The sequence below is a fragment of the Cytobacillus solani genome, assembly GCF_001420595.1.
Classification (GTDB): Bacteria; Bacillota; Bacilli; order Bacillales; family Cytobacillaceae; genus Cytobacillus; species Cytobacillus solani.
Genome location: NZ_LJIX01000006.1, coordinates 890,786 through 904,379, shown reverse-complemented (window position 1 = coordinate 904,379; position 13,594 = coordinate 890,786). Strand labels below are relative to the sequence as shown.

Annotated in this window: 14 protein-coding genes, 1 pseudogene and 2 other annotated features; of the genes and pseudogenes, 4 read left to right on the top strand and 11 right to left on the bottom strand. The window is 35.1% G+C overall.

Going from position 1 to position 13,594, the window contains the following annotated elements; translation table 11 throughout:
- Positions 1 to 142: 142 nt before the first annotated feature.
- Positions 143 to 1,216 carry a sulfite oxidase gene (locus AN957_RS06325; protein WP_056682915.1) on the top strand — a complete coding sequence of 358 codons (1,074 nt, stop codon included), beginning with the start codon at positions 143 to 145 and terminating at the stop codon, positions 1,214 to 1,216.
- A 62-nt stretch (positions 1,217 to 1,278) separates the two neighbouring features.
- Here the strand turns inward: AN957_RS06325 and AN957_RS29090 are convergent, their stop codons facing one another.
- The 7 genes and pseudogenes from AN957_RS29090 to AN957_RS06300 form a co-directional block, all read right to left on the bottom strand.
- Positions 1,279 to 1,503 (bottom strand): helix-turn-helix domain-containing protein, encoded by a 225-nt coding sequence (locus AN957_RS29090; RefSeq protein WP_425388872.1) that lies wholly within the window; start codon positions 1,501 to 1,503, stop codon positions 1,279 to 1,281.
- Positions 1,504 to 1,598: 95 nt separating this feature from the next.
- A pseudogene (locus AN957_RS26685) lies at positions 1,599 to 1,703 on the bottom strand (IS3 family transposase); the annotation flags it as partial.
- A gap of 25 nt (positions 1,704 to 1,728) precedes the next feature.
- A complete protein-coding gene (locus AN957_RS06315) occupies positions 1,729 to 2,757 on the bottom strand; it encodes a S66 family peptidase (RefSeq protein WP_053474704.1) in 1,029 nt (342 codons plus the stop codon).
- A 40-nt stretch (positions 2,758 to 2,797) separates the two neighbouring features.
- Positions 2,798 to 3,024, bottom strand: a binding site (T-box leader).
- A gap of 283 nt (positions 3,025 to 3,307) precedes the next feature.
- Positions 3,308 to 3,772 (bottom strand): DinB family protein, encoded by a 465-nt coding sequence (locus AN957_RS06310; RefSeq protein ID WP_056682910.1) that lies wholly within the window; start codon positions 3,770 to 3,772, stop codon positions 3,308 to 3,310.
- A 322-nt stretch (positions 3,773 to 4,094) separates the two neighbouring features.
- Positions 4,095 to 4,751: a lysozyme inhibitor LprI family protein gene (locus AN957_RS06305; RefSeq protein WP_056682908.1), complete on the bottom strand. Its 657-nt coding sequence runs from the start codon at positions 4,749 to 4,751 to the stop codon at positions 4,095 to 4,097.
- A 76-nt stretch (positions 4,752 to 4,827) separates the two neighbouring features.
- Positions 4,828 to 4,923: a GrpB family protein gene (locus AN957_RS27550; protein WP_142108044.1), complete on the bottom strand. Its 96-nt coding sequence runs from the start codon at positions 4,921 to 4,923 to the stop codon at positions 4,828 to 4,830.
- Between the two features lie 182 nt (positions 4,924 to 5,105).
- Positions 5,106 to 5,960, bottom strand: a complete 855-nt coding sequence (locus AN957_RS06300) for a helix-turn-helix transcriptional regulator (protein WP_053474701.1) — start codon at positions 5,958 to 5,960, stop codon at positions 5,106 to 5,108.
- A 122-nt stretch (positions 5,961 to 6,082) separates the two neighbouring features.
- Between AN957_RS06300 and fabF the strand changes: the two genes are divergently transcribed.
- Together fabF and aspS are read left to right on the top strand one after the other, a co-directional pair.
- Positions 6,083 to 7,321 (top strand): beta-ketoacyl-ACP synthase II, encoded by a 1,239-nt coding sequence (fabF, locus tag AN957_RS06295; protein WP_053474700.1) that lies wholly within the window; start codon positions 6,083 to 6,085, stop codon positions 7,319 to 7,321.
- A 375-nt stretch (positions 7,322 to 7,696) separates the two neighbouring features.
- Positions 7,697 to 7,910 (top strand) — a binding site (T-box leader).
- A gap of 107 nt (positions 7,911 to 8,017) precedes the next feature.
- Entirely contained in the window at positions 8,018 to 9,310 is a 1,293-nt protein-coding gene (gene aspS, locus AN957_RS06285) for an aspartate--tRNA(Asn) ligase (RefSeq protein ID WP_056687073.1), read from the top strand.
- A gap of 312 nt (positions 9,311 to 9,622) precedes the next feature.
- Here the strand turns inward: aspS and AN957_RS06280 are convergent, their stop codons facing one another.
- The 3 genes from AN957_RS06280 to AN957_RS06270 all read right to left on the bottom strand — a co-directional run bounded on the left by AN957_RS06280 (position 9,623) and on the right by AN957_RS06270 (position 12,080).
- On the bottom strand, positions 9,623 to 10,216 hold the full coding sequence (locus AN957_RS06280) for a dienelactone hydrolase family protein (protein ID WP_056682901.1): 594 nt from the start codon (positions 10,214 to 10,216) through the stop codon (positions 9,623 to 9,625).
- A gap of 312 nt (positions 10,217 to 10,528) precedes the next feature.
- Positions 10,529 to 11,059, bottom strand: coding sequence for a GNAT family N-acetyltransferase (locus AN957_RS06275; protein ID WP_053474697.1), 531 nt, complete (start codon positions 11,057 to 11,059; stop codon positions 10,529 to 10,531).
- Between the two features lie 511 nt (positions 11,060 to 11,570).
- Positions 11,571 to 12,080 carry a TetR/AcrR family transcriptional regulator gene (locus tag AN957_RS06270; RefSeq protein WP_245637824.1) on the bottom strand — a complete coding sequence of 170 codons (510 nt, stop codon included), beginning with the start codon at positions 12,078 to 12,080 and terminating at the stop codon, positions 11,571 to 11,573.
- A gap of 174 nt (positions 12,081 to 12,254) precedes the next feature.
- Between AN957_RS06270 and AN957_RS06265 the strand changes: the two genes are divergently transcribed.
- Positions 12,255 to 12,890: a pentapeptide repeat-containing protein gene (locus AN957_RS06265; protein WP_053474696.1), complete on the top strand. Its 636-nt coding sequence runs from the start codon at positions 12,255 to 12,257 to the stop codon at positions 12,888 to 12,890.
- 149 nt (positions 12,891 to 13,039) lie between these two features.
- Here the strand turns inward: AN957_RS06265 and AN957_RS06260 are convergent, their stop codons facing one another.
- The gene (locus tag AN957_RS06260) at positions 13,040 to 13,582 is read right to left on the bottom strand and encodes a hypothetical protein (protein ID WP_053474695.1); all 543 of its coding nucleotides are present in this window, start codon (positions 13,580 to 13,582) and stop codon (positions 13,040 to 13,042) included.
- Between the last annotated feature and the right edge of the window lie 12 nt (positions 13,583 to 13,594).

Below are 13,594 nucleotides of genomic sequence, written 5' to 3'. Positions count from 1 at the left end.
ATTTGTTTGTCGTTTGTCCCAACAACTACTACTCCTTTAAAGAAGTGTTGAGGCTTTCATAAATGCATTGATTCCTATATGACTAATCAAAATGCCTTGCTCATATGCATATGATATGAGCATTTTTGATTAGGAGGAAGCTATGGACCGTTCAAACCACCATAAAGTGAAGCCATACTTATTGACGCGTAGTTTGTTACCGGAAAATCAGGAAACACCCATTCAATTTATTAATAATGACATGATGATTAATAATTTATTTTATAGGCGGAACCACTTTTCTTATCCAACCCTTTCTTTACGAAACTATTGGCTCCCGATTAATGGGATAGTTTCAAGACCAGTAATACTGTCCATGCAGGACATTCTTCAATTGCCTTCAAAAACAATACAAGTTGTCCTTGAATGTTCGGGAGATAAACGTAGCCTTTTCGAACCAAAAGTATTTGGAGAACAATGGGGAAAGGGTGCTATTAGTCAAGGATATTGGAAGGGTGTACCATTACGAAACCTACTTGATCTTGCTAGAATAAGAGAAGATGCAAAGGAAATTGTCGTGGAAGGATACGACTTTGGAGAAAGAACTGATCTAAATAACGAGGTTTTCACCTACGCAAGAAGTTTACCTATTAGGAAGGCCCTCCACCCTGAAACCATTATTGCATATGAGTATAATAATCAACCAATTCCGTTTAAGCACGGGTATCCACTGAGATTAATTGTTCCACAGTGGTATGCAATGGCATCCGTAAAATGGATCAAGCAAATTAGTGTTATTGATTCTAAATTTACAGGACCCTTTCAGACAATCGATTACGTGTATTACCCAAATAAAGAAAGTAATAAGGATTCCTTCCCTGTTACTACAATAAATGTAAACTCGACTATTCAAAAGCCTTTAGATTTGGAAATTTTACATACTGGTAAGCATTTTATTAAAGGGATTGCTTGGACAGGCAATGGCGTTATTACAAAGGTAGATATAAGCGTAGACGGTGGAAGTGATTGGCTCAATGCAAAAATAGAGCCTTCTAAAAATCCTTGTTACGGCTGGCAATCATGGTCTTATGAATGGAATATATTAAGGAAAGGTGAATATATGATCATGTCAAAAGCAACAGATTCATATGGTCGAAGCCAACCAACTACACCTTTATGGAATAAAAAGGGTTATGGATATAACGCTATTGATAAAATCAAGGTTAAAGTAGAATAGCCGCAATTTACTCTTTCTTTTTAAAAATAATTAGAGCAGGATTTTTTATTTCCTGCTCTAATCTATTTATGGATACATATCAAATTTGTAAGCTGTACCAATATTTGTGATACTGTTCTCTTATTGGTCAAAGTCCTTCTCTTGCTAACGCCTAATACAACAGCTAACTCCGGCAGCTTTGTGATATCCGGCATGGTTTCCCCGCGCTCCCAATTGCTGATGGCCTGGTAAGTAACGCCTAATTTATCCGCCACCCCCATTTGGGTCAACTGATTATCTTTCCTCAATTTTGCACAGTTACTTAAACAATCTGGCCCTTTTCATGAAGAAAGACGCTTTCCTTATTTTGAAGTGACCCCAAAAAGTTAGACATACTATTAAATTAAGCTGCTATGGAGGATTGAATTCGGTACTGTACCGGACTCAATCCTCTTAATTTTCCTTTGATACGTTTGTGATTGTAATATTCGATATACAGTTCAAGCTCAGAAATGACCCCTGATATATAAACTCTAATTTAAATTTAATTCTATTTCACCTATTCCATTTTGATAACGAATGTTTGCTATTGCTCCATTCACTAAGGTTATCTGTGGTGGTAAATGGCTAATGTCCACGTCATAAATAAAAGGAATGTTTGCTTCAGTAAAAATATCCTTTAAAACATCTAATAATTCATAGTCTTTAGATGCTGTATACCCACTAAGTCTTCCAATAAGAACGCCATTCGTGTTTTTAAACCAACCATTTATTTTCATTTGCCATAAAGCACGGTAAATTTCAGCAGCACTCATACCAACGCTTTCGAAATACCATACGGTTCCTACATCAATTGTATAATTCTCTATATAACTTTCAACTTTATCAAAAGGCGTTCGGTGAAGTAATTGCAAAGTATTAAGAACCCCTCCAATTAACCTACCTGAAAAAGAAGTTCGCTCTACGTTACTTTTCCATTCTGTTTTTGTATCTAAATAAAATCCTGTTGCAGGATTTTGAAATACTTTTTCCCATGATGATTGAAATTTTTCAGATGAATTTTGTTTAATTAAATACCCTTTGTTAGCAGTTAATACATCATGCCAACGGCTACTTGTTTCATCTAGCTGCGGGGCAGACATTTCATTAAAATTAATACCATGAGCTGATGCATTACCAGTGGCGGTCGTATAAACAAAATTAAAAGTACTTATGTCTGAGTATCCCAAGATCCATTTTGGAGGTAGTGTTTTTAGGTTCTCCCAATCAATTAATGGAAGAACTTCTATTGCAAACTGACCTCCCCAAGGCGGGATAATAGCTTTTATCATTGGATCAGTGTAAAATTCCATGAACTCTGCTGCTCTAATTTCTTTTGCTGCACTTCTAGCTTTTTCTTCTTTCCAAACGGTGTTTCCTAATACTACTTCATACCCTAAAGATTCAAGGTTCCTTTTAGCTTTTTCTAATAGTATATGTAGAGACTTCTCTACACCACTTGAAAGTGCTGTAACTGCAACTTTATCACCTTTTACCAACCCAATTGGATAGTTAATTTTCATTTTGAGACCTCCTTACTAAATATAAAAAACCTATCATCTCATAAGAGACGACAGGTTTTACCTTCGTGGTACCACTCTTTTTGGTTTGATACTTACATAAACAAACCCACTCTAAACCGATTACGGGGTAAACCGTTAAAACTTAGGTTAAGACAACCTCAGCCTTACCACTCCTAGGTGAGTTCAGGGATTTATTGACTGTTTTACACCAACCAACAGCTCTCTTAACAATAAATGATCCTTACTACTCCTAATCACAGCGTTTAATTATCGTTATTTCTGAATATTATAAATCAATAAATTTTAATGTCAACTGAATTTTATTCACTAACCTGCCAAGTTAAATTAAGTGTAGTACTTCACATTTTATCAAAAATAACCTCATCATCTATAAGCTCGATCTTCCACAATCTGACCCTAAAACGGAAAATAAGCGCCTATCCTTGCTACTGATAAGCGCCCGATTCTTGAATAAGCAGCTGCCTACTATTAGCTGGTTTTATTGAACTCTCCAATCTTAAAACTGTAGCCGCCGGTTAGCTACCAAGTATCACCAAGAAGGTGGAGGCCATTCTCCAATTAATTGCCGAATCAGTGCGATCTGTCCGGTATGATAACTGTTATGTGCCATAAGAGTGGTTAAAAGGTCCCCACGAGTCCTTTCCAATCCTAGGTCTTTCAGTTCCGTTAAATCTTTTTTTGCTTCGTTTTCAGCTTCCTTTAACCCCTTACTGAATAGAAGAAGTGTGTCACTCCATTCGGCTTCATTTGACGGAGCTATTTCATCTGGCCATGAGTCTTCATCATGTTCTGGATGTTTGGGCACCTTACCTTTTAGATAGGCAAGATAGAAATCTTGCCAGAAAATCATATGGTTTAGAAGCTGCCACACTGAATATGGACAGTTTGCGGGTTTACCCCCAGCCTTCTCCCAAAGTAAACCCTCAAATACCTCCAAGGGGTCAACATGAGCATTTACGCCATGTAACCCGTTTTCAAAGAAATATGATGACATAAGCATTCCCTCACTTTTACAAAATGAGCAAACTTTTTTCACTCAACAAAATGACCAATTCTTTTGGCCTTCCCACTGTTTCTCAGTCCTCTAGTGTTTTTTGTAAATTAGCCAAGCAACGGAACTTAAAAAGTATGAATTTTCCGTATTTTCATTATAACAAAAATTCAACAATCCTGCTCAATTCATTAAGAAAGGCACATTTCCTGTTCCAGAAATGCGCCTGATTGTTAAGTACGTTTTTATAAAAAAACTACCGTCTGCACACTAAATCCAGTAACAGAGGGTGACGTAAATAAAAGTCAATACTCGTTATGAAAAATTATTTCATATAATCTTCAACCAATTCAAAGCATCTTTCTTCTGTCAGATTAGCTAGCACTGCCACATATTCCAAGTGTTCTAGCGTACCGCCTTTATATTTTAGCGATGCTTCCAATGCACGATCATCTCTATATTTTATCCAATTCCGTTGTTCTTCTCTTAATTGGTTCATCTCTTCTGGTGACAGTTGCTCCTTTAAAACTCCATAAATTTCATTCAACCATTCATCCCAAATATTCCATCTATCGTTTTCCACTTTTTTCAAAGCGTATGTCGATGAATCTTCTACTTCCAATTCTTCCGTTTCATTTTTAGTATCATATAATTTTTTTAAATACTTTTCCTTCAGACTTCCTTCAGTTTGATTAGTAGACAGGCCTTCTTCTTTTCCAGGTACATTGCTTGATGTATCCACTTTTTTGTTTGTATCATTATTTTCTTGATCAATGGTATCCGTATTAGTGTTGTCGCTATTTAAGGCATTCTCAGGTGAATCTGAATTAAAAGAGTCTTCATTGGTGTTTTGTGATAAGTTACTATTTTGTGAATCGTTGTCCAACACTGCTCCTGACTCGTTAGATGAGTTTCCACAAGCAGCCAATATAACTGATACTCCTATTAATATTCCCATTAAACATTTACGATTATTTTTCATTAAAATACTACCTTTCTTCTAATATAATCTGGGTTTTAAATATATTCTTTATCGTTTTTCACCCATTCTACCGTTCCTAATCAGCTAATATTTCCTCTAGTTTTTCTTTTTCTTCTTCAAATTGTTTAGACCAATTTGGATTGTAGTCTTCAATTGTTATTTCCTTGTCCATTCTTTTCCCCTACTTTTTTTATTAAAACTTTTCTAGTTCAACTAAACTATGTTTCTAGTTTAAATACATTACTTTACGATCTCTATTTTTTTACTAAACAGTTACTAAACAATCTGTCCCTAAAAAATAAGTACTGATGCTTATTATAGATAGGTACCAAATAATGGAATAACAAAATGACTTTAGACATTTTCAACGGAAACCCTCATCATTAATCGCTTTAATTTATTTTCTGTATCTGTTTCCTCTACTGGTGTATAGATACTGCACCGTAAATCCATATCCCCTTGAACTTGGAGAGAAGTTAAGTTAAACAACATTTTGCCTGCTTTAGCATGCCTAAATTCAATGATCATTTCTGGGGCTTTACTTACTTGACTTTCTCGCCATAAATCATGGAATTCTGAATGTGAACGACTCATTTCTTTAATAAATTGGTTGTACCATTCATCACCTAAATAGTGTCCATAATAGGTACGGAAAATAGCAAGAAAACCTTTTGCAAAATGCTCCCAATTGACAGCCAATGCTTTAAATTCTTTTCTAGTGAACACTAAACGAATTAAATTTCTTTCATCATTCGGTATTTGTTCAAAATCTAAAAAAACATGAGCAGCTGCCGGATTCCAACCCACAATATGGCAATGTCGATCTGTAATGATCGTCGGACAATAGGTTAATTCAGCTAGTATTCGCTTTAAAGAAGGGCTAAGCTCTGATTGCTCCTTTTTCTGATCGGTAATTTCTGATTTTGCTTCTAATGCCAGGTCATATAAGTAGTCTCTTTCATCATTATTTAATTGTAGAGCTGTAGAAATACAATCTAGTACGATAGAAGAAACCTTGATATCTCTTCCTTGCTCTAGCCATGTATACCAAGTGGTACTAACACCTGCTAATTGTGCAACCTCTTCTCTTCGTAATCCTGGTGTCCTTCTCCGTATTCCAGCAGGCAAACCAATAGACTCTGGCTTAATTTGGGCACGCTTGTTTTTCAAGAATGTCGACAACGCTTCAAGCCTCGCTTTATCATTCATTTTTAAAACTCCTCATCTTATCAATTTAACGTAGTAGCAATTATACCAGGATAAACTCCCCCTTGTAATAGGATAAAAGAGATGTAAAATACAAGATAATGATTGATTTGGAGGGATGAAAAGTGGAAAGAGTTGTGATTACCGGTATGGGGATCATGTCTCCTATAGGAAATAGCATCCAAACATTTTGGAACAATCTGATTAACGGGGAATCTGGAATATCCACTATTGATACATTTGATGTTACGAATCATAAGACAAAAATAGCAGGGATCGTCCAAGATTTTGATGCAGAAAGCGTTTTAGGAAAGAATGAAGCTAGACGGTTAGATCGTTTTTCTCAATTTGCATTGGCTGCAGCTGAACAAGCTTGGGCAGATTCTAATTTAGAACTCGATCGTATAGATGCAGAAAGGTTAGGCGTATATGTAGGTTCAGGTATAGGTGGAATTGAAACCTTAATTGAAAATATTGATGCTCTTAGACAAAAGGGGCCAAGAAGAGTCAGCCCGACCCTAGTGCCTGCTATGATTTCGAATGCTGCTGCAGCACAAATTAGTATCAAGTGGAATGCGATGGGACCTTCTATGTCGCCTGTTTCAGCTTGTGCCATTGGAAATACAGCTATCGGAGAAGCCTTTAGACTTATCCGTTATGGAGAAGTTGACGTTATGTTTGCAGGTGGAACAGAGGCAGCAATAACAGATTTATCCATAGCAAGCTTTGGCAATGCTACAGCATTATCAACAAGAAACGATGATCCTACTAAAGCTAGTCGTCCATTTGATGAAAGTCGAGATGGATTTGTCATGTCAGAAGGTGCAGGAATTCTAATTTTAGAATCTTTATCTCATGCTTTACGCAGAGGGACAAAAATTTATGCAGAAGTCATTGGATATGGTGCAAGTTCAGACGCACACCATATCGTAGCTACACATCCGGAAGGGAAAGGTGCCTATCTTGCAATGAGATCCGCTTTAAAAAATGCCAATATAATGCCTGAAGAAATTGATGTTATTAGTGCCCATGCAACAAGTACAAAAGTCGGGGACATCTCTGAAACGATGGCTATTAAGCAGTTGTTTGGACAACAAGCTTATCAGATTCCCGTAACAGCTAATAAATCGATGATTGGTCATATGTTAGGTGCAGCTGGTGGAGTTGAAGCAATTGCTTTAGCAATGAGTTTAAAGGAAGGGATCATCCCTCCGACCATTAACTTAGAAAATCCTGATCCATTATGTGATCTAGATTATGTACCATCCGTTGCTCGCCAAGTGAAAATAAATATGGGTCTATCTAACTCATTTGGCTTCGGAGGTCATAATGCAGCAATTGTTTTAAAGAAATACAGTGAATAAATTTTCTCTCGTCCTAGATTGATTAGTGAGATTGAAGGTTTCATCACCGTCGAGATCATACTGCTAATCTTATTCTATAATCTAGTCCTTCACTTGAAAAAAGAGCTTCATTCCTACTGCAGAATTGCGCACAATAGAAAAAAGGGGAAATAACCATCGCCAATACTATTTCATTTTGAAGAACGTATACATTCTCCCATTCACCTGAATAAGATTAGGAATAAGAAGGTTCTTTTTAGGAGCCATCTGTTCTTGTTTATCACTTTTACTAATAAAGTTTCCCAAAAGAAATAATTCATTAGCTATTTTTCTGAAGGAAATAAAGATTTTGTTGAAAATAAAAAGAAGAATGGATATAATAACTTTTACAATATTCATAAAACGATGAACAGGAAAAGTAAGTCATTCCCTTTAACTAAAGAGAGCAATCGGCAGCTGAAAAGATTGTGTTAAATAATGATTGAAAGACACCTGTGAGTGTTATCCTGAAAAAAGTAGGGATAGACGGTTTGCAACCGTTAATAAGCTTTGAGGTGGCTGTGTACGCAGCAATTAGGGTGGTACCGCGAGATAAGCTCTCGTCCCTGACAAATTGTCAGGGGCGGGAGTTTTTTTATTTAAAGGAGGTGAGTGTCCGTGGATGATGATGATGATGATAAAAAAAATCAAAAGTTGAAAAATTTGGGAGGAAAAATCATGTATACAAATCTAAAACGTACACTCGCCAAAGAGTGTGTAAAAAAAGTTGGAGAAACTGTAAAAGTACAAGGTTGGGTTAAAAAAGTAAGACATCTTGGAAACATCAGTTTTTTAGTGATAAGAGATCGAACTGGTGAAATCCAATGTGTATTAGAAGGAGAACTTGCTGGATTCATTGTAGAAACAGAAAGTGTTATAGAAGCTATTGGAGAAGTGGTTTCAACAAATCAAACATCCCTTGGCGTTGAACTGTTATCAAAATCTGTGAAAGTGATGAACAAAAATAGTTTGCTGCCTTTTGAAGTAAATAAAAAAGAATTGAAGGCAGGACTTGAGAATCTTTTAAATCATCGGGTATTATCACTCCGTCATGAAAAAATTGCTTCGATTTTTAAAATAAAAGCAACTCTTGAAGAAGCATTTCGTGAATATTTAACAGACCTGGGTTTCATTAGAATTTTCACACCGAAAATTGTTTCTCAAGGTGCAGAGGGTGGAGCCAATGTTTTTACATTTAATTATTTTGGGAAAGAAGCATTTCTGGCACAATCTCCCCAATTTTATAAACAGATGATGGTGGCTTCAGGTCTTGAGCGCGTATTTGAAATTGGAGCTGTTTACCGGGCAGAAGAACACAACTCCTCAAGACATTTAAATGAATATATTTCTTTGGATGTTGAAATGGGTTTTATTGAAGGCTGTGAAGAATTAATGGAACTTGAAACTGAAGTTTTAAAATATATGTTTGAAAAAGTAAAAGAAAAAAATGAAAATGAGTTAAACCTTTTGAAAATTGAGGTGCCAATTATCACGGAAATTCCAAAACTAACAGTACATGATGTAAGTGAAATTTTAAAGAAGCATTATAAAAAAGAAATGCCGGAAGGTGACCTAAATTCTGAAGGCGAAAAACTCATTGCAAAATATATAAAAGAAACAACAGGGAGTGAATTTGTCTTTATTACAGAGTACCCGAAAGAAAATAGACCTATGTATACAATGCCTTCGGAAAACGGATTAACTAAGTCATTTGATCTCTTATTTAAAGGTCTAGAAATTACATCTGGAGGTGAGCGAATTCACGAATATGAAATGCTTGTAGCATCATTCAGAGAAAAAGGGCTTAACGAGGAAAACTTCGAAAATTATTTAAACACGTTCAAATACGGTGTTCCGCCGCACGGAGGTTTTGCTATTGGACTGGAACGTTTAACTGCTAGACTCCTTGGATTAATGAACGTTCGAGAGGCAAGTGCTTTTCCGCGTGACATGAATAGGTTAACACCATAATTGGACTATTAAGCTGTTTATTTTAGCCTGTTCAGTAACAATTAGGCCCACTTCATATAGTGGGTTTTCTTGTTTTTATAACGAAAATTCCCCCACTTTCTCCCCCGTTACTTAAATAAAATAACAGATTTCGTTAAACTTCTCTATGTGAAACAAATCAAATAAAGAAGCCCTCCCATTAGGGGGATCGTCTGAAAATAGGCTTAGCGTTGTAAATCCGCATTTTCCTGAATCCCCCCAATTCCTGCTGCTGAATAGCGCCCTATTTATGGAATACAAGAGGAAATTCAATTAGCCGGTTTGCGGAAAAAATCAGTTGTTTTTTAAAAAACTCAATGTTTCTCTAAATGTATTTTGAGCTAATTCTTCATTGTATTTAGAAGAGTATGGATCACTAAATCCGTGCTCACCCCTACATATACGTGCATCTATATTTGGTTTATCAATCGTTGAAACTAGTTCATTGACATTAAATGATTTTTCCTCATTCGGAAAAAATAACAATACCGGACAATTTGGATTTATATTTACATAGTCCCTAATACGTGAACCATAGTATCCAACAATACCATCAACATATTCTTCCTCACAACACAACCAAGCAACCGTTGCCCCTACACTAAATCCAATGATAAATATTTTTGAATACTCATCTTTAATATCTAATAATATACTTTTTATTTTATTTAATCCGTTTGAGAAACCTACATTATCCATAAAAATTTGGTAAGCTTTTTCCTCTTGAGAATAATCAAAAGGGATTTCCTGTTCTAATAAATCTGGACAAATAATATCAAAATTTTCTTCTGATAGTAATTCACATAAATCCACCATATGTTGGTTAATTCCATATATTTCGTGAACGACTACAATTAATTTATCTGATTTGTTGTTTATTTTAAGCATGCTATTCACCCCTTAAATGATATTCACATTGTTAATGATTATATCATTTCAACCTGTCCTTTAATGAAAATTCAATGTATCTTCTTTTTTATTCAAGAAAATAGCCCTTTACATAAAGAAAAGGCTTAATTCTTGCTGCAGAATTGCGCCCTTTAATGGAATATCTGGATATCTTCGATTAGCGTATTTTTTCTTTATATTCATCGTAAGCTGCTGTCAAGCTGTTTCGCCACTAATATAAAAAGTGGACCCTAATGGCCCATTAATGCACCACATGAGTCAACTTTTTCATATCAAAGCTATAATTCTTACCTATTTAACAAACTTATACATTAAGACGTCGTCTACATATTCATCATCGCAAAACTTAAACTCTTTTACTTTGCGACCTTCCTCGACAAACCCTAGTTTGTTATATAGCGCTATGGCTCTTGAGTTCGTGGAGAACGTCCCTAACGAAACTTTTTCGATCACTGGATGTTGCGCTGCCCATGAGAGGATCTCATTGAGCAAAAGCTTGCCGATCCCCTTATTTCGATAGTCTTTCTGTAGCATGATGGCGATGGATCCTGTGTGGTGCATCCTTTGTCTCTCTTGTGACAGGAACACGATCCAACCTACTACTCTTCCATTCATTTCTGCAACAAACATCGTTTCTCTATCATGCTCGATGATCTTTGTTATCCATTCTTGGTGCTCTTCCACAGTTTTATTGAACTCTTCTGAAACCGCTATAAAATAGTCCTTTTCTTTAATGACCTCACGTTGAATATCAAGTATTGCTTCAGCATCTTCTATTCGAACCGTCCGAATTATAGCTTTGTAGTCTTGTTTTGATGACATGCTTTTCCCCCTCTATCTTTATAATAAAAATAGTGCCTTTCTCTTTACTATAAATATTTCCCTTCACAATTCACCCTATATTTTAACATAAATATCCATATTTCTTTAAAGGTGTTGTTCAATTATATGGCAATTTCCATGAAGAAAGACGCTTTCCTTTTTTCAGAAACGCCATTTAATTGAATAAGCTTTTGAGCTTTTATTAGCTCATTTAGTTAATCACTTCATCTTTCAATCCCAATAACTGCAAATCCTTAACAAGCAAGAAAGAAAAACCTTTAAGAAGCAGGCTCATTTTCACATTAGAATGTGATGCATATATATTACATTATTAATGTGAATACAGCCGTTTTCCTGGTATTTAGGAAAGCGTTTTTTAGTTGGCTTAAAACTTGACTGATTAATGGGCTCGAACTGTTTATTCTGGGCAAATACTTGAATCTATGTCCTCTACGCCACAAGAAACTCCATTTTTATAACTATCCTTTTATATAAAGGGAGATATGTTGTTTCATTCAACGCCTTTTAAAAAAATTTTAGAAAAACGTTCCATAAGCTCCATTCTCTTTTTTATATCACTTTTAATAGTAAAGGTTATAATTCCATTAATGGTAGTAACTGCAATCTGACTAGCAGATTCTACATCTTCAATATTCCATTCATTTTCTCTATTTCCAGCACTAAATATCTCATAATAAATGTCAGCATATCGCTTTTCATACTCATTTATTTTTTCTTCAATATACGTTGATTCATGTTCTCTAGAATAAAATTCAATACTTGCCATTTGCAGTTGATCCATTTTAACGGATAATTCGTTAATTCGATAAAACTTTTCTCTATTGCTCTGACATTTTTTCTCTTCCTCTTGCCACAATCCAAACCATTTTTCTTCCTCAATATTTAATGTTTCAAAAAAGAGATTCTCTTTTGTTTTAAAATGATAATATGAATTCCCTTTACTTGTGCGAGCATATTCCACAATATCCCCAGTTGTAGTCGCATTGTAACCATTTTTAATAAATAGTTAAAAGGAAAGAACAAAAATAGTTGAAGCAAGTGTAGAAACAGAGGATGATAGGATATAACAGCTTGCTCTCTATGATACAAAAAGCTTTCAGTAGGTAACCAGCTATGGATATGTTTTTCTTTATTCGCTCGATAGCTGCCTAATAAATAGAAAGAAGGATATGATATGAAAATTGACTTTCCAAAAATTTCGCCAGCGTTATCTTCAAGAAATTTTCACGATATTTTTTATGAAGAGGACCCCATTCTCGAGATGTGCACAATCATCGACTCCGCTTTTGAAAATAAAGCGGTAGATAGAGTCCGGTTATATAATGCAGTGATAAAGAATTGCAAGTTCACTAATACAGACTTTAGTAATATTGATATTACAGATGTTTGCTTTGAAAATTGCGATTTATCAAATGTAAATTTAAGCAAATCTTCTGTTCATAGAGTCGAATTTAAAAATTGCAAATTAGTCGGCGTTAATTTTGCAGAATCTAGCGTAGGAAATGTTATGTTTGAGGATTCGGTATTAAACTTGGCAGGATTCGGAAACTCTAAGCTAGAGAAAGTTATATTTAAAGAAGCTTCATTAAATAGTACAGATTTTTATGACTGCAAACTAAAAAAGGTTGAATTCCAAAAATGCATTCTTGATGGAGCGAACTTTGAGCAAACATCTTTAAAAGGAATCGATATTAGTTCGTCTGCTTTTGATACACTTACTATTTCCATCGAAAGCTTAAAGGGATGCAAGGTATCATCCTATCAGGCAATTCAGTTTGCATCGCTAATGGGATTGATTATTAAAGATTAGCATGTCTGAATAAATGGGATAAACAGTACCAAACCAGAAAGAAGACATTCGAATCAACTTATTCGAGTGCCTTCTTTTTTGCGTTTGTACTGTATTTTAGCATTTCTTATTAAACTACCTCTTTAGTTAACTAACCTACTCTCAAAAACTCATTCTTTTACCAACAGGATTACATCAGCATAGAATTCACCATCTATTTCTGCCTCAAATCGCCACAAACCACTTATAGGTATTTTAAAAAAAGCAATAAAACGTTCTAAACTAGGATACCCAGAAGATGGATTAGTTATGATTTTTGGAGGAACAACTGTAATTTTATCTCCTGTCTCTTTGTGGTAGGCATAAATAGCTAATTCTTTTCTATTAAACGTTTCAAATGGTTCAGAGAAACTGAATATATAACCAAAGGATTTTCCCGCCCTCAGACTTGGATCTTCCATAACCTCTAGAATTACTTTTCCGTTTTTTGTATAGGTATTTCGTGTAATCCAATCATCTTTGTTTGAAACTTCTCTCAAACCAGGCACAATTCGTTCTTTAATAACGCCATCCAAGTCTTCCACTTTTAATTCAAGATTGTTAATCTTACTTTTATATTCAGTAAGTAATGAAGTTTGATGAAATAACGCACCCCCGATAACAACGTTCATTATTAACATTAAAATTAAAATGATGTTATAAGGTTTATTCATCTTTTTCCTCCT

Excerpts from the sequence above, each read along its gene's own strand:
- AN957_RS06280 (WP_056682901.1), bottom strand. The coding sequence starts at position 10,216 with ATGCTTAAAATAAACAACAAATCAGATAAATTAATTGTAGTCGTTCAC.
- aspS (WP_056687073.1), top strand. The coding sequence starts at position 8,018 with ATGTATACAAATCTAAAACGTACACTCGCCAAAGAGTGTGTAAAAAAA.
- AN957_RS06265 (WP_053474696.1), top strand. The coding sequence starts at position 12,255 with ATGAAAATTGACTTTCCAAAAATTTCGCCAGCGTTATCTTCAAGAAAT.
- AN957_RS06275 (WP_053474697.1), bottom strand. The coding sequence starts at position 11,059 with ATGTCATCAAAACAAGACTACAAAGCTATAATTCGGACGGTTCGAATA.
- AN957_RS06325 (WP_056682915.1), top strand. The coding sequence starts at position 143 with ATGGACCGTTCAAACCACCATAAAGTGAAGCCATACTTATTGACGCGT.
- AN957_RS06300 (WP_053474701.1), bottom strand. The coding sequence starts at position 5,960 with ATGAATGATAAAGCGAGGCTTGAAGCGTTGTCGACATTCTTGAAAAAC.
- AN957_RS27550 (WP_142108044.1), bottom strand. The coding sequence starts at position 4,923 with ATGGACAAGGAAATAACAATTGAAGACTACAATCCAAATTGGTCTAAA.
- AN957_RS06305 (WP_056682908.1), bottom strand. The coding sequence starts at position 4,751 with ATGAAAAATAATCGTAAATGTTTAATGGGAATATTAATAGGAGTATCA.
- AN957_RS06310 (WP_056682910.1), bottom strand. The coding sequence starts at position 3,772 with ATGTCATCATATTTCTTTGAAAACGGGTTACATGGCGTAAATGCTCAT.
- AN957_RS06260 (WP_053474695.1), bottom strand. The coding sequence starts at position 13,582 with ATGAATAAACCTTATAACATCATTTTAATTTTAATGTTAATAATGAAC.
- AN957_RS06315 (WP_053474704.1), bottom strand. The coding sequence starts at position 2,757 with ATGAAAATTAACTATCCAATTGGGTTGGTAAAAGGTGATAAAGTTGCA.